Genomic DNA, 23,647 nt, shown 5'->3' with positions numbered 1-23,647 from the left:
TGTCCTTCATCACGTATACGCATGAGCTTCGGTCGCTTTAAAGGTTGCATACACGATTTTTCCTTCGTGTAGCTCCATGCGAGCGGCCGAAGCTTCTGTTATCTCGGCCAGCAACGGCGGCGCTCCCTGCTCAATTGACATACTCACCCGCAAATGGCCGCCCGTGCGCAAAAGCTGCATAATCTCACCCCGGAAGATATTGCGTGCTGAGGTATCAGGCATACTCTGATACAACGAAACGCTTCTGGGATCAACGACAAGAAACGCCTCCGCCCCTACCTCCAATGCGTCCTCTTCCTTGACGGTTGCGATCACCTCCACCTGTGTTCCACCATTGCTCAGACCAATAGCGCAGGTCCGCCTGTCTTCCCTCCGCAGCACCCGGCCACGCAGAAAGTTGACACCCACCAATTCCGCTACATACGACGAACGCGGATACTCAAGTAGCTCCCGCTGATCTCCCTGTTGAATCAGCCGGCCTCGATCCAGCACCAGAATAGTGTGACCGAAAAGCAGCGCGTCCAGATAGTGGTGCGTGACCAGCACGGCGGTAATGCCGCTCTCCTGCAAGAGCCGTCGCAGCTCCTGCCTCACTTCGCGTCGCGTCTGAACATCAAGCGCCGCCATCGGTTCATCTAAGAGCAGCAGGGATGGCTGCAACACCAGGGCCCGAGCAATGGCAACACGCTGCTGTTGCCCGCCAGAAAGTTGTGTAGGCTTGCGTTGCTCAAAGCTGGTGAGGTTGAGCCGTTCCAGCGTCTCGCCCACACGCCGCCGTACCTCAGTTCCCGGGAGTCGCTGCGCTCGCAGACCAAAGGCAACGTTTTCAAATACGGTCAGATGTGGAAAGAGCACATAATCCTGAAAGACATAGCCGAATGGCCGGAGTTGTGGCGGCACAGCGATCCGCTGTTCGCTATCAAAATAGACCGCGTCATCAAAGGAAATATGCCCACGCTCCGGCTTCAACAAGCCAGCCAGGGCGCGCAACACCGTACTCTTTCCGGCCCCGCTCTCTCCGAGGAGCACCGTTGTTTTTCCACTTGCCGCCATAAAGTCCAGCGAGAGATGAAACGAGTGAACATGAGTATCAATCGCGACGCGAAGCATTGCAGCAACTCCCCTTTTTCTCATTTTTCAAATATATGCAAATACCCACAACACATACAAAAGCCAGAAGTGTTCTTCAGTCGCCTCCATTCTATCAGCTTCAAAGGGGAGACAAAAGGCGGGATCTACCTTACTTACTTTTTACACGTAGCGAAACTTGCGTTAGAATAGAAAATATGGTATACTTGGTATTCAAATACAAGTATCTGGTGTCTGAAATTTCAATCCAAATGGCAGGAAAGCATATGGCGACAAAGCCAATCGACCAAACATCCATATCGCATGCATGCTGTCCACGCTACGAACACGCCATTCAGGTACTGGGGAAGCGCTGGACAGGCTTGCTTCTGAACGTCCTGATGAAAGGCCCCAAGCGTTTTGGCGAGTTAACAGCGCTGGTTGACGGCCTCTCGGATCGTGTCCTGAGCGATCGACTTCGCGAACTGGAAGCCGAGGGTATCGTCAAGCGTGTGGTGTACCCACAGATCCCTGTGCGCATTGAATATCAACTGACGGAGAAAGGGCAGGCGCTCAAGCCAGTTGTTGAGGCTATTGAACAATGGGCTCAGGACTGGGTCACAATCGATCCAGAGCGGTGCCAGGAACAGCAGGAAGCGTAAGTGCAAACAAGCAAGCGATTCTATCCTTCTTACGCTTGAGGAGTTGCCATATTCTCTTTCGCTCCGAGCTTTGCTGTCTCGCAGAAAAGGCTTTTCGCTCATCTGTTCCTCGGAGCACCACACTATTCCAACAATAGGCCCCATTCAGAGCGTGCAGATAGGCCAGTGTGTATCTCATAGAAATACACCATAAACATACTTTGTCCATATTGTCACACAAAGTACAAATGCGCCTGATATGCCCGCTGTCCGCTGTCCAAAAAACTTCAGGAAGACCACAGGCGTGGGCCCTCCCCGCACCACTTGCGAGGTAGGGTATCATTTTTCCATGCACCAAAAACGCGGTGAAATATCTTCCTTACAATCTTGTCAAGATCGCTACTTCCCGCTACACTGTGTTATAACGATCGGTGAAGCAATGCGCATCTTCTTAAGAAGATAGATTGAGAGCAAACAGAGGTTTTCTATGGAAAATTTATGGGCCCCGTGGCGCATGGCCTTTATCAAGCCAAAAACTGAGCCTGAACCGGGCTGTATTTTTTGCACACAACCAGCAGCTCACCAGGACGAAAAGTATCATATTATCTATCGCGGCAAACTCTGTTTTATGATGCTCAACCTGTATCCCTACAACAACGGGCATCTGATGATCGCGCCCTACCAGCATATTGGAGCGCTGGAAGAGCTTTCGCCTGAAACATTGAACGAAATGATGGCGCAGGCACAGCTCGCGATTAAGGCGCTTCGATATGCGATGAATCCTGATGGCTTTAATATGGGCTTCAATCAGGGCAAGGTCGCCGGTGCCGGTTTCGCCGAACACATTCATTTCCATATCGTCCCGCGCTGGAACGGTGACACCAATTTTATGCCAGTGGTTGCCGATATCAAAGTAATGCCTGAGCATCTCGACAACGTGTACCGCGAATTGAAAGATGCCCTTGCCCACGTGCAAGAAGAGAAATAGAAGTACCGGGAATGGTCCCGCTTCATCCACAAAAAGTATGCAGGATAAGCAACATAACACGCCGCCTGATTTTGATGAAAACCTGATAGAGATCAGCGATCTAACACAAGCAGAACAGGAAAAAGGCCAGGCTTCACCCCAGAAGCACTGGCTTAGTTCGCGTTTGACGCCAAAACAGCGCCGGCACCGCCTCTTTATTACCTCAGGCATTGTGCTCATTGCTTTGCTCCTGCTTCTGAGTAGTATTCCGGCCGTGCGGGAGTTCTTCAGCCAGCCCGGCCTTACCACCGATTCGGCAAGTCAATCGAATCTCTACACGCTTCCGGCCCTTCCAGGGTGGGGACAATTTCATCTCGATGGTCACACGCTTATCTCGCCAACCGAACGGAGTCTCACGCTGACCCCGGGAAAACATACCCTTGAGTGGCAGGGTGAGCCCTTTACGCCTCTGGCATGTACGATCACCGTGCCTACAACGGAGAGAAGCCAGGATCCCAATGCCTGCCAGGTAAAGCAGACCATCGGCAATCAGCAAAAGGCCGTCAATCTGATTACCTTTCCGCAACATCTCTCGTTGCAGCAACTCCCGCCAGCCGAGCGGGCATCATTGCAGAAGGCCACACAACAATTTCTGGATACCCGGCGTTCCAGCGATACGGTTCAGCCGGGCGAGCTTTACGCATATAACAGCCACGATAAAGTGAAAAAGGCAACCCGTCCGCTCCAGGCTACACAGCGCTTTATCCTGGATACCGACGCAAGCAAAGAGGGTCAGTGCCTGCAACCCTCGCTTGGACCAAACTGTAAGCTCGACGAGCAGGATTGTCGCCTCTTCTGTACGTTACCGTTCCCCATTCAGGACGCCTCGGGACAGAACGCAGCATCCTATACTCAGGAGGGCTGGAATGTGGGCGCAACTATTCGAGTTCAGTGGCAATACACGCTTCCCGGGAGCCAGCAACTGTATAAAACCGCCGCAGATAACACTGACGGCGAGCAATACCTGATCATCTTGCTGATCACACGAGAACAGGGAAAGTGGAAGGTGGCCTTCCATCCACAGCGTTTCAGCGGGTTTGGTGATCCGAACTGCACGCCCGCGATGGGACGCATCTTCAGCGAGGCACAATACAAAACGATCGAGAAGACCAATCAAAGCGCTTCCTGGACGTTCTTCTCAGGAGAGATTGCAGCAAGGGGCTGTCTGGCTGCCGCCCAGCTTTCGAGCAGCACGCTTCAACCTGTCCTTCCATCAAATACCGCTGATGCCTATATCCTGTATCGGTTCGGCGTGCTTCTGGCCGCGGATGACGCCGCTCATCGACTCTGGCCACACCTTCCACTCGCGAATGCACAACAAAAAGAGATTGTCTCTGATATTGCGGCAAATCCTGCATTTACTACCTGAGCCTTTCTTTCACCATTTGCAAGGCCTCAGATAAGCCCCCTCATCTTGTTCCCTTCCCTCTAGCCTTCTCATTTCTTCACCAGGATATACCGAAAAAGTACTATACACACCTCTATTTATGCGGATTGACACATGTTGACATGCTACAATAAAACGCAACGAAGCTCTTCCAGAATACCTGACAGTATTTTTGCGCACCGGAGAGCTGACAACAGTCAAAGAGGGCAAGCACATGTGTGCACAGAAAGCAGACAGTGTTTTTCAGAGGGCACATATAAAAGTACCTACTTATTTTTTCGAGCCAGCTCTGAACAGGCATCATTTTGAATGAGGTCGAGCCCTCCCCTTCATCCCGAAAAAACAAGGAGGATTCTCTTTCGTGAGTAAGAAGCTCTGGTTCTTCAGCCTATGTCTCGGGCTCGGATTCTTGCTTGCCGCTTGTGCTGAACAGCCACCGACGACAGGCAATCTCCCCCCCACACCAACGCTCACCGTCACCTCAAAACCAACCGAGGTGATACAGCCAAAGCACACGCCAACAGCAACCGTTGTTCCTGCAACTCCAACACCGAAGCCAACCCGGGCCCCGGAACAGCCGACCGTCGTTCCCACGACACCCATACCGGAACCAACCCGGGCCCCGGAACAGCCGACCGTCGTTCCCACAACGCCACCTGTTGAGCCAACAACGCCACCTGCCCAGCCGACAGAACCACCCGTCCAACCCACGAAACAGCCCGGCACAACCGATCAGCTTGTCCAGCAACTGCTGGCCCAGATCAATCAGGATCGCGCCGCGAATGGCCTGCCCGCTTATACATGGGACGACGGGCTTGCGCTCTCTGCCACCCGGCATACACAGACCATGATCCAGAACGGCGAGCTCTCGCATCAGCTCCCCAGTGAACCCGGCCTGGGTCAGCGTATTACAGCGGCGGGCGTCGATTGGAGAGCCGTTGGTGAGAACATCGCCTACACCACTCAGACGAACTGGCAGGGTGTCTACGGAGTACACAAATCCATGCTGAACGAGCAGCCACCCAATGACGGGCACCGGAAAAACTACCTGAGCACAACCTTCCATCGCATCGGTATTTCTATCATTATCGATCAAACAGGGAAGCTCTGGCTGACAGAAGACTTTGCGAACTAACATAAGCAAAAGCGCGCTCTTCTTGCATCCTGTACCATAGAGACAGAGAGCAAGATGCGCTCGTAGCCAGCTTCAGGCTCAACAGACACACAGAGCAGGGAGGAAAAAGATTCTCTCCCTGCTTTTTTTGTACGAAAACCTCATTTGACAACAACGAACACCGGGGACTATTATGAGACTACTAACTGAGACATTCAGCTTATAGCGAACCTCCTTTCTTGTCAGCGAGGGAGCTTCCTGATTGCTAAGGAGATAATATGGCAGAGAGCAGAGCCAATGGCACTATATTCCATACACATCGCTTGAGTAACGGGCTACAGATTGTGGCCCAACCCATGCCGGATTTTGAGTCGGTCGCCGTCGCCTTTTATGTCAAAACCGGGTCTCGCGACGAGAAAGACCCTTCCATTGCTGGCGTCTCCCACTTTCTAGAGCATATGGTCTTTAAGGGAACGCAAAGCCTGGACTGGCAAGAGATCACCCTGGCATTCAACAAAATCGGCGCCGAATTGAATGCCTTTACTTCACACGAAGCAACGCTCTTTTATGCTCGCGTTCTGGGCGAATATCTTGATCGCGCCCTGGAACTGCTCAGCGATATGATGTATCCACGGCTGGCCGAAAGTGATTTCGAGATGGAGAAAGAGGTCATCGTGAACGAGATCGCACGGTCAGAGGATCAGCCGTACAACTATGCCTACCGACGCATGATGCAGACATACTTCGGTGATCACCCTCTGGGTCATGATGTCCTGGGCACGCGCGAGAGTATCCGCAATATGCGTATTGAGCAGATGCGGAACTACTGGCAGCAGCGCTATGCGGCCAACAACATCATTTTGACCGTTGCCGGAAATTTCGACTGGAACCATCTCGTAGAGAAGGCCGAGCAGCTTTGCAGCTCCTGGCGCACAGGCGATGCAAGCCGTGATATATCGCACTATGAGCCAGCACAGCCCATTAACAATATCATGGTTGATAAGAAGCTAAAGCAGCAAATTATGCTTCTGGCAATGCCCTCACTCGATGTTAAAGATCCTGACTACTATGCCGCGCTGCTTGGAGGCAGTATTCTGGGCGATAGCGATGGCTCACGTCTGTACTGGAACATCTATCAGCGTGGTCTGGCCGAGTCCGCAAGCGCTGGTGTCTGGGCGATGGAAGGCACCGGGTTGATGCTGATGGAAGCCAATTCAACCCCCGAGGATGCCCCTAAGGTGCTGAACTTGCTGCGGGCAGAGCTGGATAGCCTGCTGACCGATGGCGTACATGAAGATGAGCTCCGTCGCGCCAAAGATAAATGGATCAGCAGCATGGTGCTCAGCAGCGAATCAACGTTTGTCCGCATGCGCAGTATCGCCAGTGACTGGGTGACCGAAGGCCGCCTGCTCAGCGTGGATGAGGAAATTGAGCGCATCGAGAAGGTCACAACTGAAGATATCATGCGAGCACTTCACCGCTTCCCCATGCGAGAGAAGCAGGTTTTGACAGCGCTTGGCCCCCTGACAGAGGAAGAACTGCTCGGCACCGCATAAGACACTCTGCCAGCCAGCCCAGGATCACCCCGGCGGGTGGTCCTTTTTTACTGGTAATAGTGCGACAAGAGCATCATAGGTCAGGGCGATTGCATCGCCGGTTGGAGCCCAGGAAAGCGAGCGAATCCAGGCAGAGATGGGGACAGAAAAAGAGATGCTCCAATCTTCGCAGGAGTAGATCAGCAGGCGCTTCATATTCCCTGCCGAGGCCAGCAAACGGCCATCGGGTGACCACGCCAGCGCTTTTATCGGGGCAGTATGCTCCCGCAAGATGTACCGCTGCTTCCCCGTGGTTGCCTCCCAGAGCTGAATAGTGGCGTCCTGCCCGGCTGACGCTATCAGGTTCGCAGCAGGAGACCAGGCAACCGCATAGACCGGCCCTTGATGCCCCCGATACGTCACTACTGGCTCACCGGAGAGCGCAGAGCGGACAACGATCAGTCCATCAAAGCTCGCCGCTGCCAGCAAATCACCATCAGGTGACCACGCCAGCGAAAAGATGCGATATTGATCCTTCGCGATCCACTGTTGTTGCCCGGTTCGCGCCTCCCAAAGTTGAACCGAGCTATCGCCAAAATCGCCACCTGAAGCGAGTCGTGAACCAGACCAGCCAAGCGCTCGCACAAAGCGGCTATGCCCATGATAGGTACAAACAACACGCGCAGACTCCGGTTCCTGCAAAATCACCAGTCCCGAGGTATCACCGGAGGCAAGCAGGCTCCCATCAGGAGACCATGCAAGGGAAAGGACACAGGAAGGATGCGCGTTGAGGATGGCCTGTTGTGTACCGGTATGGGGAGAGAGCAGGTGCACCTGTCCATCGCGACAGCCAGAAGCCACCCGATCGCCGGCAGGCGACCAGGCGACAGTAAACACCTTATCGTTATGTCCACGATAGGTGAACGGCGTCATCAATGCTCTTTTGGTCCTTCAATCAGCAAATTAATCGCATGCGGCAACACTGGCAGAATATATTCCAGACATTCCCTGACCGCTTTCGGACTGCCGGGCAGGTTGATAATCAGAGTTCGCCCACGGACTCCGGCCACACCGCGCGAGAGCATCGCCATAGGAGTATATTGTAAGCTATGCGTGCGCATCGCCTCCGCGATCCCGGGTGCCTCGCGCTCAAGAATCGAGAGCGTCGCTTCTGGCGTCACATCGCGGGGAGCAAGCCCGGTACCGCCCGTCGTCAAGATCAGGTTCAGCTTCTTTTCATCGCTCCATTCGCGAAGAGTTGCCGCAATTTGCTCCAGCTCATCAGGAACAATAGCGCCCGCACTGATGACGGCATCAGGAAACTGCGTGATGATCGTCCGAATAGCTTCACCACTCAGATCTTCACGCAAGCCACGCGATGCACCATCACTGATAGTCAGCACGCCAATGGTCAACATCTCTTCTACCCTCCCGGGGTGAGCTCGCGCATTAAAGCGCCGATTTTTCGACGCGAGCCATACAGCCACACAATATATTCGTCGGGCATATCCTCGATCTCAACGCCGCAGCCCATTTCGGTAGCAAGCTTCCGCGCAATAGTGTGAAACTGTCCGCGCTCCGCCTCGTTACGGCTCTGGGTGCTCAAAGCAATCTTACCCAGGCGCTCTTCAGGCGAGAGCATGCTGTTAATCACCAGCACAAGCTGCTCATGACCGAAAACTACCTGTAACGGCGGTAACTCATCCGTTGCGACTTCCTGTTTCTGCTGCTTCTGCTCTTCCGTCTGCATTTCGCGTTGCATCTCAACGTGCTCATAGGTTTCACGCAACTTTTCCAGAATCAGCAGGCGAGCATCTTCGGGCAGATCGGTCCGCGGATGATAATAGATCAAGAGCTGACGTTCAGGATCAGAATAGATAAAGGGTCTGGCAAGCGCTGCCCTGCGTCCACATTGTGGGCATGTCGAGACATTGAGCAGGCCAGCCAGCACGGTATAGCGAAGTTGCGGGTCCTTCTCTACATTGACATACTCATAGATTGGTGCGGTAAACACTTCGCCGCAGGGACAGGTAAATGATTGTGTTGTGTAACGGGACATAAGCTTTCGCGTAGATTTCTATTCCTGACTCGTTCCCTTCAGGGATTGAGTATAACATGCACTTCCAAACGAAGAATACGTTTCGCTGTAAGTATATCTCATTTTGGAAAGCAAGAAAAGGGAAACCGGAGAAAGCAATCAGGTATCAAACGCGGCGACGCACTTTACTCATTGCTTTCTGCGAGAAGGCAAAATTGATGCCCTGTCTGCGCATAAACTCCTGAAAATGGGCATAAAACTCGGCCCTATCCTGCATCGTGATCACCGACACAGCATCCGCAGTCTCAATAGCGTAGGGATATCCGTTCCCCCCCGCGATGACCTCCGCACGAATCGCGTCCATCACTGGCTCAATGAGTCCGGCATCAACCATCCAACGCGGGAATTCCAGCCGGGCAGGCGGGCGACTGGCTGCCGTCTGCAAATAGCAGAACGCGATCTGATCATGATAGGGACCGTACAGGTCCAGAATATCATTACGCGCACAGATAAAGGCAGGCGTCCGATCTCCCCATTGCAGGCGTCCCTGCAAGAGCAGGGCATCATGGATACGCTTTGTTTCACGCAAGACTGGCTGCTGCTGCATAGCATCAAGACGGCGCAACATAGTAATCAGGTCCCGCGCATAGCTTGTATCAATATAGCCAATCAGTGGCACCTGAAGCTCTTCCGAGGTACGTAACAGACGCACCGCCGAATCAATGTAAAGTTGACGATAGCGTGGCGGCATCGTCAGCGCAAAGGAGACCACCAGCGAGCCATCAAAGAAAAAGAGGGGGCCATGCGCAGGTTCATCAGGCAGACGCTTTGCGGCCTGCTGCTCCATCAAGGTGCACAATATCTCAACTTCCAGTAAATAGCGCTTTAACGTCACCTGCATATCGGAGTAGGGGTAGCTGTCCGGTTCCTCGGTACTGCCCTGAAGCTCGTCCATCAGCTCATCAGGGGCCAGTACCTCCATCCGCACATCTTTGATATAGGGGTGATTGAACCGATGCGGGTTGATAAAAAAGCCCACCTGCACCAGCGCGACCGGAACCGAGGCATCACGCCAGGGCAGAATATGACTGCCGTCAACCGCCACCGTCGTCACACCCTCGATGCACTCGGCCCACTGCCGGGCCTGCTCATGCGTGCTAAAAACGGTGCCGAAGGGGAAGCAGGGAGCTCGGTATTCCTGCATCTCAGCGGTGACCAGCCAGCGATCAAATTCAATCGTTGAGCGTGCGCCTGCCGGTGGCATCCCGGGCTGTTCAGGAGGAAGCGCCTGCTCCAGTTCCGCGCTGGAGGGAAAGCGTCTATAGAGCGTTTCCAACGCCTGTCGATATGCCTGTAGCTGCTCGCCAAAGGTGCCATCATAGAGTTTAAACTGTCCACGCTTCGCCTGAAGCGCAGCTTGAAGCTTCCCTTTATGTAACATACCGTTTCTCCCCTGCTTAGTGCATCAACATCACATCGTCTTCCGATGAGAGGGCCTCAAAGGCTCGCGGGTAATCTCTGACCGCATCCTCATCCAGAAGCTGCGTTTCTCCATGCACCTTGCGCACCCGAATCAGACTATCAAGCCCTTGCTCAAACGTATCATCATGGCTAATCACAATCAATTGCTCAAAGCCGCGAACACGCCTGATCTGTTCGGCCAGATTCATTCTACGCATCTCATCCATGTTTTGCGTGGGCTCATCAAAGAAGGCGATATTGAGCGTTGACAGTTTTTTCAGGAGCGCCAGACGTACCGCCAGGGCCGCGCTCATCTGCTCGCCGCCGCTCAACTGGGCGAACGTTCGGGCCACGCCCTGCCGTCGCAACACAATTTCATACTCGTTCTGCCAGGACAGCTGTGCGCTATGATCTCCCATAATCTCGCCGAAAATACGATTTGCCTCGGCAGAGATATCATTGAGCATCGCTTTCAAGACATGGGGCGCCGCCTCTTTGATCAGCTTCCGAAAATACTCGGTCAGGCCATACAGCTCATCGAGTTCATTGTACTCTTTTCGCGCGGCTTCCAGTTCCTCCTGCTTCACCTCTCCTTCCGCAATGCGCTGTTGCAGGCCGCTCATTGCTTCCTGTAGATGCCTGATCTCCCCGGCCAGGCTGCTAAGATCTCGATCAAGCTGGAGCTTCTTCAGCCGGACCTGTTCAAGAGCCATACGATCAAAACCAGCAAGGGCCTGCTGTGAGGCCTGTTGAGCCTCTTCAAAGGCATGCTTTGCCGCCTCTACTTCGGCCTGCTGCCGCTGATACTCCTGTTCACGAAGCGCATATTTTTGGGCCGTCTCTATATATTTTAGATAATTCTGATATCCTGGCAGGCAATGCTGTAGCTCCTGTTCCTGTGCAAGGACACGCTCGTCCAGCGATTGATAGGCAGCCAGCTCTTGCTGTAAGGAATGCATCTGTTGCTGAAGCTGCTGGATCTCGGCCTGTACCTCGGCAAACTGACGCTTCAACGTTTCTTCTTTCGCGATGATCTCCCGCTGTCCCCGGCTATGTGCGCGGGGATCATCCAGACGCAACAGCTCTTCCTCGATCTTCGTGAGCAGGCTCCTGCTCTCGCGCAGGCTGTCGAATTTGCGGCGCAAGTCCTGCAATTCCCGCTCCAACTGATCAATAAGTTCCTGACAGCCCTTTTTTTGTTCGTAGAGGGTGGGTAGAACGCTGATTTGCTCGCTGGCAAGGCGGCTCTGCTGATAGAGGCGCTCTGTCTCCTGTTTCTGCTGGTCCAGCCCTTTTAACATGGCTGCATCAGCCGAAAGCGCAGCAATCTCGTTCTCATGGTGCGCAATTTCACGCTCAAGCTCCTGGGAGAGATCTGCCCATTCATCGCGTCGCTGGATATACTGATCCAGCTTTGTCAGCGCCTCCGCATATTTCCGAACTCGCTCGATACGCTGGACAACCGCTGCATACTCCTGACGCACCTTCGCCAGTTGCGCCTTCTCGCTCTGCAAGAGATCCTCAAAGTATGATTCCAGGCTGGCGATGCCACGCTGCTTGATATTGAGGCAGCTTTCATGTAACAGGGGGCATTGCCCACCGGCAGACTGGGCACGAGAGCGCGCGTAGCCCTCAATATTGCCTTCCAGCCGATTGCAACGGGCTGCGAGCTGTTCCTTGCGTGCTTCCAGTCCTGGCATCTCCTCGGCCTCTGCCCGATGTGCCTCAATTGCCTCAATATGCTGCTCTACCTTATGCAGGCGCTCAGCAACCTGAAGCTGCCGCTGCTTCCTTTCCTGGACAAGCTGCTGCTTATCACGGATCTTTTGAAAGATATTCTTGCGCTCGTTCTCCTGAACCAGCAGGCGTTTACGGGCGTGCTCATACTCGTTCAGCTTCTCAGCAACAGCTTTGAGAGGCTCAATACGGGCAATCTTCTGTTCCAGTTCGCGCAGCTTCTTTTTCTGGTTCTCCTGCTGTTCGCGCTTGTTGGTTCCTTCCCGCATCACAGTTTCAAAGCTCGTGATCTGCTGCTTGAGCTTTTCCCGTTGCTGTTCAAGCTCAATCTGTCGCTCAACCAGCGGAGCAAGCTCGATCACTCTGGCTTTTGCCTGCTCGACTACGACAAGCTGCTGCTTCAGAAAATTCAGCCGTTCCTGTGCAGAGGCATCGGAGCGCTGAATTTCAGCTAATTGTTGTTGAAGCTGGCTCTGGCGACGCTGTTCCTGACGCAAGATATTGAGCGCTTTTTCCACTTCAAGGTAGCGCTGATATGACTCCTGATTCTCGTTGACGATCTGTCGGGCCATGCGTGCCTGCTGTAGTTGCTGCTCATAGCTCTTCAGAAGTTCCTGCGCATGGCTATATTCGCGCTCGGTTTCTCTGCACTTCTGCTCAAGCGTCTGGACGAGTTCATGCTGCGCGGTCAGTTTCTCCTCTTCACGTGAGAGCAACACCAACTGTTGGGTCAAGAGCGCACTTTGTCGAGACCACTCCTGTTCACGCTTCCGCTTCTCCTCAAGCTCGTTGCGCCATGCCTCCAGATCCTGAGTCTCGGCCTCAAGGCGAACAATCCGTTTTTCTTGCTCCTCTCGCTGCTCCTTATATTGTCTTTGGGTCTCTAACAGATATTCAGCCGCCGTCTTGTAGTCTTCGATCTGTAGCAGGGAGTCAAAGGTTTGCTTGCGTTTACTGGCGGTTTCAAGAAAAATCGAGGTAAATGTTCCCTGAGGAACGCCCAGAGCGTCACGGAAAAGAGAAGCGAGGGGCCGGCTTCGATCAATACCAAAGAGTTCATGCAGCTTATCCATCACATCGGCGCTTTGCTCAAGACGAATATTGGCGCCCTCATCGTATACAAACCAGCGCGATCCAGACCCACAGCGCCGTTCAACAACATAGGGGCGCTCATCTCCGCCGATCAGGTGCACGGTGACACGTCCCCACTTCTCACCTTCACGAACAAAGCGCGACTGACTGTAGGGAAGATAGTCAAACAGAGCGAAACCAATCGCTTCAACCAGTGTTGTTTTTCCGGCTCCATTCTCGCCGCTGATAGCGGTGGTGCCCCGACGCAGATCAACAGTGAAGTGATGATAACTTTTAATATTTTCTAACTCGATACGGGTTATTAACATAACAACGCCTTCCCGGTAAACGCGAAAGTCTCTTCAGAGGCGACTTCTCTCACCCTTATTCCAAAGGGGAAAAGCAAAAGTGGAAAGATACTGGTTGATTATAACACGTGAGTGCCTGATTGAGACCGCAAAGCTCAGAGAAAGGGAATGGAGCCGCTTTTCATGCTTCTCTCCAGAAACCGGGACTTTTTGGACAAGGTGCCGTGTCGCATCCAGAGCCCGCGAAAATGAAGCGAGTATGCTCAGCCATTCGTATCATTCATATATTGTACAGATAGATCTTTTTTGATACAGTGTCCCGGTCTATGCTCTCATCCGTTTTGAGATGCTGACTTAGCTAGCAGGAGATCGAGTAGAAGTGTATGCGCACAACAGCCTGCTTTTCTCTCTATCCTGATAGTATTAGTTGATTTCTACATCATTTCTATGATCACGGAATGAAGATACCATCTCAAATTATACAAGGATGACTCATAGTAAGACAGGCAGTGAGCGGACCCATTGCCCGAAGAGTAGGAACAGGGACAAAATCGTCTTCAGGCAGCAAGAAGCCTGCCACAAGCTATGAAAATGGCTTGACTAATTGTGCAAGAGGGGGTATCTATATATATATGGCTTTTTATTCAACCGATCCCATCAGGAACAATCAAATCGTCTTCAGGGAGGAATAGCAGCGAGCAAGAAGCTTTTTGTCAACCTGTGCAACGCCGCAGAAACAGAAGGGATCAGCGAACGGTTCGCAAAGAGAAACGCTCTCTAGCGCCAGGAAGCCATATAGACACACAACATAGCCGCCCTTTGTTTCCTGTCCACCACCCATCTGAAGCGGGACAAAAGGAACACACGCTCTATTTTATTCCAAAGCATCTCATTACGACAGCAAACGGGGCAAAGAGAGGCAGGATCACGCTCTCTTACAGTAGCAAAGCCGCTTCTTCTCAGAAGAAAGAGCACAGAGGGACGATTGATTTCAGAAGCGAGGAAGAGAACACAGCGTTCCGACGTCGTGAAGGAATCACCCGCTATGCCAAATAGCAAGTAAGCCGAAGGAGGATCTGAGATGTTTCGTGAGCAACGAGAAGCTCTCGACGAAATCGTTACAAAAATGCGTTCTGGACGCATGAAACGCCGTACTTTTATGGAGCGCGCACTTGCTGTCGGTCTGACAGCCAGCGCAGCGATGTCGCTGTTAGAGGCCTGTGGTGGGGACACCCCGAGCGGCAGTAATGGCACAGTCAATCTCGTCTGGCAGAGTGAGAGCGACAAGACCGACACCTACAAGAACATTGTCGAGGAATTCAACAAGACGGTTGGTAAAGAGAAAAATATCCATGTGACCTGGCAAAACGGGCCGAACAGCACCGACGAAATGATGACCAAGTACAACAACATGTTCCGCGCCCGCAATGCAGAGATCGACATTATTTCGGTGGATATTGTCTACCCCGCTATGTTTGCTGAGCAGGAATGGACCGTTGAAATCACCGACAGCATGTGGCCATCCAGCGAGCGACAGAAATATCTCTCGGCACCCATTGCAGGATGTACCTACAACGGGAAACTCTGGGCCGCTCCCTTCCGTACAGACCTGGGCCTGCTCTACTACCGCACTGACCTGATGAAGAACGCGCCGCAGACCTTCGATGAGCTCGTCTCCATATCAAAGGATGTAGCTCCATCAAAGGTACAGAGCGGCTATGTCTGGCAGGGCTCACAGTATGAGGGTCTGGTGTGTAATTTCTGTGAAGTGCTTCACGGCTACGGCGGGGCCATTCTTGATCCCAATGATGCCAAGAAAGTCACAGTCAACACCCCGGAGGCCGTTGATGCTCTGACCATGATGGCAAGCTGGGTCGGCTCCGTTTCTCCGGCTGCCGTTACCACGTACACCGAGGACCAGTCCCATGCAACATGGGCCGCGGGCAACGCTGCCTTTATGCGCAACTGGCCCTATGCCTGGGTAATCGACAATGATCCCAAGCAGTCAAAGGTCGCGCAAAAGTTCGCTATCGCCTCCTTGCCACACGGGAGCAAAGAGAGCGCCGGTCATTCCGCCATTGGTGGTTGGAACCTGGCCATTAACGCGTTCTCCAAGCATCAGGACGAGGCATGGGAGTTCATCAAGTACATGCTTTCGGCCGAGGCTCAGAAGAAGGCTGTGCTAAGCGCAAGCTGGGCAATGGTTCTGCAAAGCATCTACGACGATAGTGATGTGCAATCCAAGATCGCATTCTACAAGGACTTGAAGCCCATTCTCCAGAATGCGAAGCCGCGCCCGGTCTCTCCAAAGTACACGACGGTGTCAGAATCCATTCAGCGCCATGTCTATTCTGCACTGAAGAAGAGCGCCAAGCCCGATCAGGCCATCAAGAGCCTGGCCGACGATCTGCAAAGAATCGTACAATCATAAGCCATCTAGCTACACTCAGGGGTAACGTTCTGTTACCCCTGACTCTCTCGCAACAGCTCCGTCCATTGCACAGGGGCATTTCTGCCCTCCAGCACGCACAATTCTCACCAGATCAGGCCCTTATACCTTCAAACAGCGCTTAACAGAAGGAGAAAACTCATGGCTGTGAAAGAAGCAAAAGTCGAAAAAAGTGCTTCTCCTGGCCTCATGGATCGTATCAGGATGAACGGCGGATTTCTGCCTTATATCCTTATTCTGCCGACACTTCTCTTGATTCTGGTCATTGCGGTCTATCCCATGCTGGACTCAATTCGGCTCAGCATGCTGCATAATCCGTTTGCCGCGCGCCCGAAATTCGTTGGTCTACAGAACTATATCACGGTCTTTCAGGACCCGGTTTTCCGCCAGGCGATGGGAACAACGATGATCTATACCGTGCTCAGCGTTGCACTGGAATCGATCTTCGGTTTGCTGATCGCGTTACTCATCAATAAGTCCTTTCCCGGACGTGGCCTGGTACGCGCGGCAATCCTGGTTCCCTGGGCATTCCCGACCATTGTTTCGGCACAGATGTGGTTCCTGATGTATGGCGATCAGACAGGTATCCTGACCTACATCCTGCGCTCCCTTCATTTACTTGCCGAGGGCGACACGCTGCTGAATAGCGTGCCGGGTGTCATTACCGCATCTGTCATCACCGATGTCTGGAAAACCACACCGTTTATGGCCCTCTTGCTCCTGGCCGGTCTTCAGGTCATTCCTGCTGATCTCTACGAGGCCGCAAGCGTTGACGGCGCAACCCGCTGGCAGCAGTTCACGCGCATCACGTTACCGATGCTGAAGAACCCTTTCCTGATTGCGTTGCTCTTCCGTCTACTCGACGCCATCCGCGTCTTTGACCTGTTCTATGTCTTTGGTAAGCAGATGGTCCCTTCTCTTGCCTCGTTTGCCAACATCCGTATGTTTGGCAGCAATACCGAATTCTCGCAGGGAGTTGCAACCTCTATTCTCATCTTCATCATCGGTATTATCATCAGCATCATCTTCGGCAGTATGTTACGAAGTATGCTCAAAGAGCAGGGCTAAACCATCAGGCAACCTTGAAGGAGATATATAGTTTATGGCACAAGACGTCGTAAAGAAACGGGCCTCCAGGGCAGCAAAAGACCAGGAGAACGGGAAGCAATGGTCCTGGGCAGCTTTTGGGCGCTACATTGCCGTTATCGTGGTTGTTTTTATAGCCCTGGCTCCGCTCTACTGGACCTTCATCACCTCGGTGAAGGATGGCACCGAAATTAATGCCTATCCGCCAACGCTATTCCCGCATCACTGGAATTTCAACAACTATATAGACGCATTCACCAAGTCAGATTTCTTTCTGCCGACCCTGCGCAATAGCGTTATTATTGCCGTCGTTACTACGGTCGTTTCGCTCCTCTTCGGCATTCTTTGCGCCTATGCGCTCGGTCGTACCAAGTTCTACGGAAAAGGGGCGATGCTGGCGATCGTCCTGTCCGTCAACATGTTCCCGTTTATCGCCATCGTTGGCCCGCTCTACATTCTTTTCACGAACGGGCTCTACATCTACAATACCTATGCCGCACTGATCGTTCCGAACATTGTGGCTACCTTACCGCTGACGATCTGGTTCCTCACGTCTTTCTTCCGGGATCTTCCGTCAGATCTGGAAGAAGCAGCGCGTATCGATGGCGCTTCTCGCCTCCAGGCGCTCTGGCACGTGATTGTACCGCTGACCGCGCCCGGCGTCTTCGCGGCAGCGATCCTCTCATTCATCGCCGTCTGGAACGATTTCCTGTTCGGCTTGACGCTGACCAGTTCGACCGCGGCTCAGCCGGTCACCGTTGGTATTACCTTCTTTAACTCGGAACACCAGACCTCTTACGGTATGCTTGCGGCAGCGGCTATTGTCGTCACGATCCCGCTGGTTATTCTGGTCCTGTTCTTGCAGCGCCGTATTGTTTCCGGCCTGACCGCAGGTGCAGTAAAAGGATAATCCCTCCGTTGTTCCTTTCGGCGTCTCTGCTGAAAGGAACAACCCTTTTTTCTTCCTCTTCCCACTCTTCTGCTGCAAACGGAATTTTTGCCGTCTTCTCTCCTTGACAAATCGCAAATGTAATGCTACTATGTCAAGTATCAGAAGGGACATGAAGAAAGCTGCCGGGTCCACAAGGTGCTACAGGCTGATGCTTTAAGAGCAGAGGTAGAGGCTTTATCTTCTTTCTGATGGAGACAGTAGTTTAACGGTGAGAACTTCAGATTGTGGCTCTGAAGATAGCGGTTCGATTCCGCTCTGTCTCCTTTCTGGCAGGCAAGGCAGCAAAGAAGGGGGGGCTGCCTTTGCTTGCCAGATGACGCACAGGTGGCTGAGCGGTTAAAAGCATCTGACGGGAGGTTAATGGTCCCGACGGACTACGGAGGTTCAAATCCTCCCCTGTGCACTCAGGCCTGTGAAGACAAAGGGTAGCGTCACTCGTCTGTCGAACGAGAGAAAGTGGGTTCGAGTCCCATCACAGGCGTTTCTCCTGCCTTGTCTCCTTCTTGAGAAAAGCCAGAAGCAGAATGTCTTCTCCACTCCATCTCTGCTTCTGGCTTTCTTTCGTTGCGCTCACAGCAGGCTAAAGCTTGCGTAACCAGACTTCCTGAACCAGATGATTTGCTCCCTTCTTGAGAATCAGGTGCGCCCGCTCACGCGTCGGCAAGATGTTTTCACGCAGGTTGAGCCCGTTAATCTCCTGCCAGATAGAGCGGGCAGTATGAATGGACTCTTCAAGCGAGAGCTGTGTGAAATGTCTGAAGAAGGATGAGGGATCGCGGAATGCGGTTTCACGCAGGGTTAAGAAGCGCTCAATATACCATTGTTCAATATGAGCTTCGTCGGCATCTACATAAATAGAGAAATCGAAAAAGTCAGAGACGAAGAAACGGGGCCCTTTGCGTGAACGTCCCTTCTTCCCGGACTGAAGCACGTTCAAGCCCTCAACTATCAGGATATCGGGTCTTCGGATCACCTGCATTTGATCCGGCACAATATCATAGGTTAAATGCGAATAGATCGGCGCTGTAACCTCTTCCATCCCGGATTTCACATCGGCCATAAAACGGAGGAGACGCCGCTGATCGTAGCTCTCGGGGAAGCCTTTCTTGTTCATCAGACCCCGCTCCTCTAAAATCCGGTTGGGATAGAGAAAGCCATCCGTCGTCACCAGTTCGACATGCGGACGCGATGGCCAATCCGATAGAAGCGCCTGCAAGAGACGAGCAGTGGTGCTTTTCCCCACAGCCACGCTTCCGGCAATACCGATCACATAGGGTACCTGCGCGGTGGTATGCCCCAGAAAGGTACTGGTAGCGGCATGCAATTTCTGGACAGCACCAACATAGAGGTTCAGCAAACGTGAGAGTGGAAGATACACATGCTCGACTTCTGCGAGAGAGATACGGTCGTTCAGGCTGCGCAATGCGTTCAGACGCTCTTCAGAGAGCGTTAATGGCGTATTGGCGCGACGCTGCGCCCACTCCTCACGAGAAAAGACGATGAAGCGTGAAAGTTCTGTCGTATGCTCATTGGCAATAATATTCATACTTTTCTATCAAGCAACCAGACACCAGGAAACAGCATGGATGGCACCCGGTCACTCCTTTCACTCCTTAAAATCTCTGAATACGATATTCTTCAATCGATCGATCATGGCTGGCATGCGCGAGAAAATACAACCGTTTGACCGTCACGCAAGATTATATACTTTTTATTGTACATAGCAAGAGCTTCTTTATGGCAGGTAGCTGGCTAGCATCCATACCCCGCTTACCACATAGAAAAAGGTCCGGGAATATTCCCGGACCTCTGACTTTTTCAGGCATCTTTAGGCCGAAGCTGCCGCCTCGCGATAGGAAGGCGGAGTTGCCTCAATTGAGCCTGTTTCAATCATGATCTGCCGTAGTTGAGCTGCATCAATTGTTTCATACTTGCGCAACGCCTGTGCAATTCGGTTCAGCGCCTCTCGGTGCTCGGTCAGCAGGGTGACAGCGCGTTCATGCGCCCATTTCACGATACGAGACACTTCCTCGTCAATGACGTGGGCAGTACGCTCACTGTACTCCCGTGAGCCGGTCGCAAGCGCCGTTCCCGCAAACGGGTCTTCACGCTCGCTATATGAGATCTGGCCCAACCGCTCACTCATACCCCAACGCGTCACCATCTGCCGGGCAATTGCAGTTACACGTTGCAGGTCATTTTCAGCACCGGTTGTGATACGGCCAATCGCCACCTCTTCAGCGGCACGACCACCAAGCGCGGTCACAAGCTGCGCTTCGAGATACTCACGCGAATAATTGTAGCGATCATCCAGCGGAGTATACTGAGTGACACCAAGCGCCTGACCACGAGGGACAATCGTCACCTTACTCACCGGGTCGACGCCTTCGGTCAGGATACCGGTCAGGGCGTGACCACCCTCATGATACGCCACAACGTTGAGATCCTCTTCGCTCAGGATCAGCGGACGCTCGGCACCCAGAATGATCTTGTCCAGCGCCTCTTCAAAGCACTTCTGGTCAACCACATCCATGTTACGTCGTGCAGCCAGCAGTGCGGCCTCGTTGACCAGATTCTCCAGATCAGCACCTACCATACCCGGTGTGCTGCGCGCAATTGCCTGCAAGTCAATATTCGGCGCCAGCGGAACATCACGCGTGTGAATCTTCAGAATAGCCAGACGTCCATTGGCGTCGGGGCGATCAACGGTCACACGACGGTCAAAACGACCCGGACGCAACAGCGCTTTGTCCAGTCCATCCGGACGGTTGGTCGCGGCAAGCACAACCACTGCCTGACGAGCATCAAAGCCGTCCATCTCTACCAGCAACTGGTTCAAGGTCTGCTCACGCTCATCGTTGCTGTTAATGCTGGAACCACGCTGGCGACCGACAGCATCGATCTCGTCAATGAAGATGATGCTCGGGGCGGCTTTCTTGGCCTGATCGAACAGGTCACGCACGCGACTGGCACCAACACCGACCAGCACTTCAACAAACTCAGAGCCGCTCATAGAGAAGAAGGGCACGCCTGCTTCACCAGCGACAGCACGGGCCAGCAGCGTTTTACCAGTTCCCGGAGGGCCCACCAGCAACACACCACGAGGAATCTTGCCGCCCAGACGCTGGAACTTCTGCGGCGTCTTGAGGAAATCAACAATCTCGACAAGATCGTTTTTCGCTTCGTCAACGCCCGCCACATCCGCGAAGGTGGTGCTCGGACGATCTTCAAGCACCATCTTCGCCTTACTCTTGCCAAAGCTGAAGATGTTTTGCTGACTCTGCGTGGCTCGCCGCATAATCAGGAAGACAAAGCCGAGCAACAGCAACCAGGGCGCAACATTGAGGACAATCCCCCAGAACAGGCTGTTGTCATTGACCGGTTCGGCCCGGAACTGGATATGCTTCTCATTCAGCAGTGGAACAAGCTGTGTGTCGCCATTGGGGAAAAGATTGACGCGGAACTGCTCGGCTTTGGTGGATTGCCCATTGCCAGTCGGAACAGAGACCGCTTTCTTGAAGGTACCGGTCGCCTCCTGTCCTCGGAAAATGACCGATTCAACGTTGCCACTCTCAACCTGTTTATAGAACAGACTGTAGTCAACTTCCGTTGTTTTCCCATCGTTTCCGCCGCTGATGCCGTTGTAGATAAGTTGAATGAGCCACCAGGCCGCGAGCAGCAAAATCACAAAGAGGATAGCCCGCAAGATCAGCGAGCCACCTCCCGGCCCCCCGGAGGAATTGCCGTTGCCACCTCCGCCCCCATTGAGCCGGGGCGCGCCTGGGTCTCTCGGTTCATTGTTGTTGTTCTGATACTTATATATAGCCTGAGCGACCATTAGATCAGACCTGCTTTCTTGTCTGTCAATAATAGGAAAAATCTATATGCAGCATACGGTACTATGAATATTACACGTATGCACAGTATTCGTCCACTCTTTTCTCTACTAATCTCTACGGTTGAAAACCCAAAAACGCTCTCTTTCTTTCAGAAAACAAGAAAAATCCAGTCATCAACCTCCACATAAGAAGGGCTTTCACGCTCTACTGGCAGATGAAGAGAGGTATCGCTATACATACGAGTCGGCAAGATGAAAGTTTCACTGTAGGGGCCACCGCTCATCACACTCGACACATCTTCTCTCTCTTAGTACAAGTCTGCTTGCCCTTTTATTCCCTGAATATACCTGACCTGTCAATGAACAAAGTGCCTATATTTCCTTCTGGCAAAATGGAAAGAATACCTCACCAAAACTACTTGACAGGACGCAAAGTATGGTATATCCTATAGATACCGACGCGGGGTGGAGCAGTGGTTAGCTCGTTGGGCTCATAACCCAAAGGTCGGAGGTTCGAATCCTCCCCCCGCTACCAAGTCTCCCTTTCAGGGAGCATTTTATTGACGCGGGATAGAGCAGTGGTTAGCTCGTCGGGCTCATAACCCGGAGGTCGCAGGTTCGAATCCTGCTCCCGCTACCACTTCCCTTCTTCCACTACAAAAGGAAGAGCCGTTCCCGAGGAAACAAGCTCAACCTCTTGACAGACTGTGGTAAGATAGGTGATGAAAAAAGATCTGGCGGCTTAGCTCAGGTGGTAGAGCAGGGGACTCATAAGCCCCGTGTCGTAGGTTCGAGTCCTACAGCCGCTACCGTGAGAAGGACCCATAGAACTTGATGGGTCCTTTGTTTTTTTGTCCTCACTCTTTGCTACCAACCTGACCGGACGCAATGCCCCCCGCGCCTCTCCTCCCTGCACAGCTATCCCCTCATCAATCACCTGAATGGTAAGCATCGCACACGAAAATGATGTCCCCACCAATCTGGAAATAGTCGTTAGCACCTTCTCCGCAATACGTCGCTCCACCGGCAAACTCCACGCCATCGCATACAGGTAATCAACATGCACCCCGGCCAGCTTTGAAAGCCGTACCATATTCAATCTGTACCTGTTTAAAAGCTGCACAAACGTCCGCGGCTGCATCTCATTTTGCATCTCAGCACGTACAAAAGGTCGTCCACTCATACTATCTTCCTCCTTCATAATAGAAACAACATTACTCGATCATCAATACCCTATTTCCCTTATTGGGAGTGTTCTCTAATAAAGAGTCTACCATAGAAAATTATGCATGAAAACTTGGAAATAACCCCTCTCCACATTTCCAATAGAACATATCCCTGGGAGTAGATTCAGGAGGATACAGTCATAGAACACATATTCCCTTTTCCGCATGGCTACATCAATGAGTCTAAACATTTCTCTTTTCCGTAAACACACATATAGATCATAACTATATGCCAGTAAGCAGACAGTCAACCGAAACAGGTAGAGCATATTTTATCAAGTACAATACTAATAGAGTATAGTTATACTCCCATTTTTTGCCTTGTCTGCTTACAAAAAAGGAGATCCCGTGATGGAACAACAACGTATTAGTCCCAAGCGACGACTACGCATTTTTGAGCGAGCCGTCTGGAATAAATCCAACAGATACATCTGGAGTGGACTTCTTTTCGTTATCCTGGGACTTCTCCTCATAGGAGCGGGAATCGTTTTCAGCGGTGGCGTCTATTACTCTCCGGAAGGGCTTCTCATTGGCATAGGGGCTATCGTCTTTATCGTCGGCATTATCCGCCTGTTGATTGGCATGATTAACCCACCAACGCCGGAAGACTTACCGCCACTCGATGAAGAGGAGGAGACAACCAGACCAAATGATGAGATATCGCTTGATGACCTGTACAGACACTGAGAGCCAGGAGAGCAAAGGGGCG

At 52.5% G+C, this 23,647-nt stretch carries 17 protein-coding genes and 6 tRNA genes; 15 read left to right on the top strand and 8 right to left on the bottom strand.

Annotated features, from left to right (window positions below):
• Nucleotides 1–9: 9 nt before the first annotated feature.
• Entirely contained in the window at nucleotides 10–1,110 is a 1,101-nt protein-coding gene (locus KTH_RS23425; protein WP_170142777.1) for an ABC transporter ATP-binding protein, read from the bottom strand.
• A gap of 245 nt (nucleotides 1,111–1,355) precedes the next feature.
• Here KTH_RS23425 and KTH_RS23420 point away from each other — a divergent pair, with 245 nt between their 5' ends.
• The 5 genes from KTH_RS23420 (at nucleotide 1,356) to KTH_RS23400 (ending at nucleotide 6,793) form a co-directional block, all read left to right on the top strand.
• A complete protein-coding gene (locus KTH_RS23420; RefSeq protein WP_111324462.1) occupies nucleotides 1,356–1,730 on the top strand; it encodes a winged helix-turn-helix transcriptional regulator in 375 nt (124 codons plus the stop codon).
• Nucleotides 1,731–2,196: 466 nt separating this feature from the next.
• Nucleotides 2,197–2,697, top strand: a complete 501-nt coding sequence (locus tag KTH_RS23415) for an HIT family protein (protein WP_111324461.1) — start codon at nucleotides 2,197–2,199, stop codon at nucleotides 2,695–2,697.
• Nucleotides 2,698–2,734: 37 nt separating this feature from the next.
• A complete protein-coding gene (locus KTH_RS23410; RefSeq protein WP_111324460.1) occupies nucleotides 2,735–4,105 on the top strand; it encodes a hypothetical protein in 1,371 nt (456 codons plus the stop codon).
• 379 nt (nucleotides 4,106–4,484) lie between these two features.
• Nucleotides 4,485–5,258, top strand: coding sequence for a CAP domain-containing protein (locus KTH_RS23405; protein WP_497621332.1), 774 nt, complete (start codon nucleotides 4,485–4,487; stop codon nucleotides 5,256–5,258).
• A gap of 257 nt (nucleotides 5,259–5,515) precedes the next feature.
• Nucleotides 5,516–6,793 (top strand): M16 family metallopeptidase, encoded by a 1,278-nt coding sequence (locus KTH_RS23400; RefSeq protein ID WP_111324458.1) that lies wholly within the window; start codon nucleotides 5,516–5,518, stop codon nucleotides 6,791–6,793.
• Between the two features lie 24 nt (nucleotides 6,794–6,817).
• Here the strand turns inward: KTH_RS23400 and KTH_RS23395 are convergent, their stop codons facing one another.
• The 5 genes from KTH_RS23395 to KTH_RS23375 form a co-directional block, all read right to left on the bottom strand.
• Nucleotides 6,818–7,705, bottom strand: a complete 888-nt coding sequence (locus KTH_RS23395; RefSeq protein WP_111324457.1) for a WD40 repeat domain-containing protein — start codon at nucleotides 7,703–7,705, stop codon at nucleotides 6,818–6,820.
• Nucleotides 7,705–8,190, bottom strand: coding sequence for a molybdopterin adenylyltransferase (gene mog / locus KTH_RS23390; RefSeq protein ID WP_111324456.1), 486 nt, complete (start codon nucleotides 8,188–8,190; stop codon nucleotides 7,705–7,707). Before mog ends, KTH_RS23395 begins: the two co-directional genes overlap by 1 nt.
• A 5-nt stretch (nucleotides 8,191–8,195) precedes the next feature.
• Nucleotides 8,196–8,831, bottom strand: a complete 636-nt coding sequence (locus KTH_RS23385) for a CpXC domain-containing protein (RefSeq protein ID WP_111324455.1) — start codon at nucleotides 8,829–8,831, stop codon at nucleotides 8,196–8,198.
• Between the two features lie 145 nt (nucleotides 8,832–8,976).
• On the bottom strand, nucleotides 8,977–10,251 hold the full coding sequence (locus KTH_RS23380) for a DNA double-strand break repair nuclease NurA (RefSeq protein ID WP_111324454.1): 1,275 nt from the start codon (nucleotides 10,249–10,251) through the stop codon (nucleotides 8,977–8,979).
• 16 nt (nucleotides 10,252–10,267) lie between these two features.
• Nucleotides 10,268–13,408 carry a hypothetical protein gene (locus KTH_RS23375; RefSeq protein WP_497621328.1) on the bottom strand — a complete coding sequence of 1,047 codons (3,141 nt, stop codon included), beginning with the start codon at nucleotides 13,406–13,408 and terminating at the stop codon, nucleotides 10,268–10,270.
• 1,060 nt (nucleotides 13,409–14,468) lie between these two features.
• Between KTH_RS23375 and KTH_RS23370 the strand changes: the two genes are divergently transcribed.
• The 6 genes from KTH_RS23370 to KTH_RS23345 all read left to right on the top strand — a co-directional run bounded on the left by KTH_RS23370 (nucleotide 14,469) and on the right by KTH_RS23345 (nucleotide 18,355).
• A complete protein-coding gene (locus KTH_RS23370) occupies nucleotides 14,469–15,818 on the top strand; it encodes an ABC transporter substrate-binding protein (protein ID WP_111324452.1) in 1,350 nt (449 codons plus the stop codon).
• Between the two features lie 159 nt (nucleotides 15,819–15,977).
• Nucleotides 15,978–16,904: a carbohydrate ABC transporter permease gene (locus tag KTH_RS23365; protein ID WP_497621326.1), complete on the top strand. Its 927-nt coding sequence runs from the start codon at nucleotides 15,978–15,980 to the stop codon at nucleotides 16,902–16,904.
• 34 nt (nucleotides 16,905–16,938) lie between these two features.
• Complete coding sequence (locus tag KTH_RS23360; RefSeq protein ID WP_497621324.1) at nucleotides 16,939–17,832, top strand: carbohydrate ABC transporter permease; 894 nt, start codon at nucleotides 16,939–16,941, stop codon at nucleotides 17,830–17,832.
• Between the two features lie 233 nt (nucleotides 17,833–18,065).
• Nucleotides 18,066–18,137: transfer RNA gene (locus KTH_RS23355), tRNA-His, on the top strand.
• A gap of 55 nt (nucleotides 18,138–18,192) precedes the next feature.
• Nucleotides 18,193–18,277 (top strand) — tRNA-Ser (locus KTH_RS23350).
• 5 nt (nucleotides 18,278–18,282) lie between these two features.
• A tRNA-Asp gene (locus KTH_RS23345) sits at nucleotides 18,283–18,355 on the top strand.
• 99 nt (nucleotides 18,356–18,454) lie between these two features.
• Here KTH_RS23345 and coaA read toward each other — a convergent pair.
• Together coaA and ftsH are read right to left on the bottom strand one after the other, a co-directional pair.
• Nucleotides 18,455–19,420, bottom strand: a complete 966-nt coding sequence (gene coaA, locus KTH_RS23340) for a type I pantothenate kinase (protein WP_111324449.1) — start codon at nucleotides 19,418–19,420, stop codon at nucleotides 18,455–18,457.
• Between the two features lie 282 nt (nucleotides 19,421–19,702).
• Nucleotides 19,703–21,712, bottom strand: a complete 2,010-nt coding sequence (gene ftsH, locus KTH_RS23335) for an ATP-dependent zinc metalloprotease FtsH (RefSeq protein ID WP_497621321.1) — start codon at nucleotides 21,710–21,712, stop codon at nucleotides 19,703–19,705.
• A gap of 459 nt (nucleotides 21,713–22,171) precedes the next feature.
• Between ftsH and KTH_RS23330 the strand changes: the two genes are divergently transcribed.
• The 4 genes from KTH_RS23330 (at nucleotide 22,172) to KTH_RS23315 (ending at nucleotide 23,625) form a co-directional block, all read left to right on the top strand.
• Nucleotides 22,172–22,247: transfer RNA gene (locus KTH_RS23330), tRNA-Met, on the top strand.
• A 29-nt stretch (nucleotides 22,248–22,276) separates the two neighbouring features.
• Nucleotides 22,277–22,352 (top strand) — tRNA-Met (locus KTH_RS23325).
• Between the two features lie 96 nt (nucleotides 22,353–22,448).
• Nucleotides 22,449–22,521 (top strand) — tRNA-Met (locus tag KTH_RS23320).
• Between the two features lie 768 nt (nucleotides 22,522–23,289).
• Nucleotides 23,290–23,625 (top strand): hypothetical protein, encoded by a 336-nt coding sequence (locus KTH_RS23315; RefSeq protein ID WP_497621319.1) that lies wholly within the window; start codon nucleotides 23,290–23,292, stop codon nucleotides 23,623–23,625.
• Nucleotides 23,626–23,647: the final 22 nt, after the last annotated feature.

Source organism: Thermosporothrix sp. COM3 (assembly GCF_059696735.1).
This window is presented reverse-complemented; position numbering and strand designations above follow the sequence as displayed.

What these genes read in the sequence shown, in the direction of transcription:
- KTH_RS23425 (WP_170142777.1), bottom strand. Translation starts at nt 1,110, where the DNA reads ATGCTTCGCGTCGCGATTGATACTCATGTTCACTCGTTTCATCTCTCG.
- KTH_RS23420 (WP_111324462.1), top strand. Translation starts at nt 1,356, where the DNA reads ATGGCGACAAAGCCAATCGACCAAACATCCATATCGCATGCATGCTGT.
- KTH_RS23415 (WP_111324461.1), top strand. Translation starts at nt 2,197, where the DNA reads ATGGAAAATTTATGGGCCCCGTGGCGCATGGCCTTTATCAAGCCAAAA.
- KTH_RS23410 (WP_111324460.1), top strand. Translation starts at nt 2,735, where the DNA reads ATGCAGGATAAGCAACATAACACGCCGCCTGATTTTGATGAAAACCTG.
- KTH_RS23400 (WP_111324458.1), top strand. Translation starts at nt 5,516, where the DNA reads ATGGCAGAGAGCAGAGCCAATGGCACTATATTCCATACACATCGCTTG.
- KTH_RS23395 (WP_111324457.1), bottom strand. Translation starts at nt 7,705, where the DNA reads ATGACGCCGTTCACCTATCGTGGACATAACGATAAGGTGTTTACTGTC.
- mog (WP_111324456.1), bottom strand. Translation starts at nt 8,190, where the DNA reads ATGTTGACCATTGGCGTGCTGACTATCAGTGATGGTGCATCGCGTGGC.
- KTH_RS23385 (WP_111324455.1), bottom strand. Translation starts at nt 8,831, where the DNA reads ATGTCCCGTTACACAACACAATCATTTACCTGTCCCTGCGGCGAAGTG.
- KTH_RS23380 (WP_111324454.1), bottom strand. Translation starts at nt 10,251, where the DNA reads ATGTTACATAAAGGGAAGCTTCAAGCTGCGCTTCAGGCGAAGCGTGGA.
- KTH_RS23375 (WP_497621328.1), bottom strand. Translation starts at nt 13,408, where the DNA reads ATGTTAATAACCCGTATCGAGTTAGAAAATATTAAAAGTTATCATCAC.
- KTH_RS23370 (WP_111324452.1), top strand. Translation starts at nt 14,469, where the DNA reads ATGTTTCGTGAGCAACGAGAAGCTCTCGACGAAATCGTTACAAAAATG.
- KTH_RS23365 (WP_497621326.1), top strand. Translation starts at nt 15,978, where the DNA reads ATGGCTGTGAAAGAAGCAAAAGTCGAAAAAAGTGCTTCTCCTGGCCTC.
- KTH_RS23360 (WP_497621324.1), top strand. Translation starts at nt 16,939, where the DNA reads ATGGCACAAGACGTCGTAAAGAAACGGGCCTCCAGGGCAGCAAAAGAC.
- coaA (WP_111324449.1), bottom strand. Translation starts at nt 19,420, where the DNA reads ATGAATATTATTGCCAATGAGCATACGACAGAACTTTCACGCTTCATC.
- ftsH (WP_497621321.1), bottom strand. Translation starts at nt 21,712, where the DNA reads ATGGTCGCTCAGGCTATATATAAGTATCAGAACAACAACAATGAACCG.
- KTH_RS23315 (WP_497621319.1), top strand. Translation starts at nt 23,290, where the DNA reads ATGGAACAACAACGTATTAGTCCCAAGCGACGACTACGCATTTTTGAG.